Source organism: Wolbachia endosymbiont of Nasonia oneida, from assembly GCF_009012935.1.
Taxonomy (GTDB): Bacteria; Pseudomonadota; Alphaproteobacteria; order Rickettsiales; family Anaplasmataceae; genus Wolbachia; species Wolbachia pipientis.
On record NZ_QESS01000045.1, the window covers coordinates 1 to 1,727 of the forward strand.

The window sequence follows — 1,727 nt, forward strand, 5'->3', positions numbered from 1 at the left end:
AATTCACAATTTTGAGCTGTCTATATGAGTTTCGAAAGAGGTCTAATGTAATAAGAAACGGGATTGAGTTTAACAGGCTTGGGCAAAGAGAAGCTTTTTTCCTTTTTCGAGAACATCCAGGAGAAGGCTCATTTGGAGAATCAGTGAGAGTGCCAGCAAATGATGTTTTACATATTTATAGACCATTAAGACCTGGGCAAATTAGAGGGGAGCCATGGCTTTCTAATATACTGCTAAAGCTTTATGAGCTTGATCAATACGATGATGCAGAGCTGGTGAGAAAAAAGACAGCAGCAATGTTTGCAGGGTTTATTACAAGACTTGATCCTGAAGCAAATATTTTAGGTGAGGCGCAAGCAAATGAGCAAGGAGTAGCACTATCTGGCCTGGAACCTGGAACAATGCAGCTTTTAGACCCAGGAGAGGACATAAAATTTTCAGAGCCATCAGATGTTGGAGGAAGTTATGAAGCATTCATGAGACAGCAACTGAGGGCAATAGCAATAGGTACAGGGATAACATATGAGCAGCTAACAGGAGATTTAACCGGTGTTAATTATTCATCAATCAGAGCAGGATTAATAGAGTTTCGTCGTAGATGCGCTATGCTGCAACATAACATTATGGTATTCCAATTTTGCAGACCAGTATGGAGTAGATGGCTAGAACTTGCCACTTTATCTGGAGAGCTTTCTACAACAGATAATCAAGTATTTAAAGAAGTAAAATGGATACCACAGGGATTTGATTGGGTGGATCCACTGAAAGACCAGCAAGCACAGCAAATGGCAGTAAGGAATGGATTTAAGAGTCGATCGGAAGTAGTATCAGAAATGGGTTACGATGTAGAAGAAATTGATCAAGAAATAGTAGAAGATCAAAAGCGAGCTAATTCTTTTGGACTTTGTTTCGATTCTGATGTTAATCATAAAAGGGGAGGAAGTGGTGTGGATAAATAAACCAGTAATGGTAGAGAGAAGAAGCTTTGAACTACTATCATTATATAACAGCAAACAACCTATCTTTAAGAACTTAAAGCATTTTCATATAAACCCAAAAGGAATAGCAATAATACGTATTTATGGAGTTTTGACAAAAAAAACAGAAGCTTTTGATCATATTTTAGATATGACTTTCCATAAGATGGTACAAGCCTCCACCTTCTAGGTGGAGAAACTTTAGTTTGTCAATGTCATAACTGTACTTTATAAAGTATAGTTATGACGGAATATGACAAAGGAAAACACACTGTATTTTATCATAGGTACCATATAGTCTGGATTACAAAATATCGGTACAGAGTATTAACTAAGGCTATGAAGGAGAGAATACGAACAATCATAGCAGAAGTATCTGAAGAAATGGGGATTAAGATAGAAAACGGAGTAATATCATCAGATCATTTACATTTATTCGTAGTAATACCTCCTCATATAGCTGTGAGTGATTTTGTTCAAAGAGCCAAAGGCAGGTCTTCACGCAAAGTTCAACAAGAATTTCCAGAGCTAAATAAAATGTACTGGGGAAAGCGTTTTTGGGGAAGAGGATACTTTAGTGCTACCAGCGGACATATCACAGATGAAGTCATTAATGAGTACATCAATAAACATACAGATGCACATCAGCCTCATTCTATATCTAGTATAAGATTGGAGTAGCTTTAGCTTCTCATCGCGCTTCCAGCGCTATATCCAACCTTTCGGCTCTCAGCCGATAGTGGTTGAGTT

Annotated in this window: 2 protein-coding genes; both read left to right on the plus strand. The window is 37.8% G+C overall.

Features of this window, described 5'->3' with window-relative positions:
* The coding region (locus DEF52_RS05990) for a phage portal protein (protein ID WP_151808134.1) at positions 1–959 on the plus strand (959 nt) is incomplete at its 5' end.
* A gap of 261 nt (positions 960–1,220) precedes the next feature.
* Positions 1,221–1,658 (plus strand): IS200/IS605 family transposase, encoded by a 438-nt coding sequence (tnpA, locus tag DEF52_RS06000; RefSeq protein ID WP_006279552.1) that lies wholly within the window; start codon positions 1,221–1,223, stop codon positions 1,656–1,658.
* The last annotated feature ends 69 nt before the right edge of the window (positions 1,659–1,727 follow it).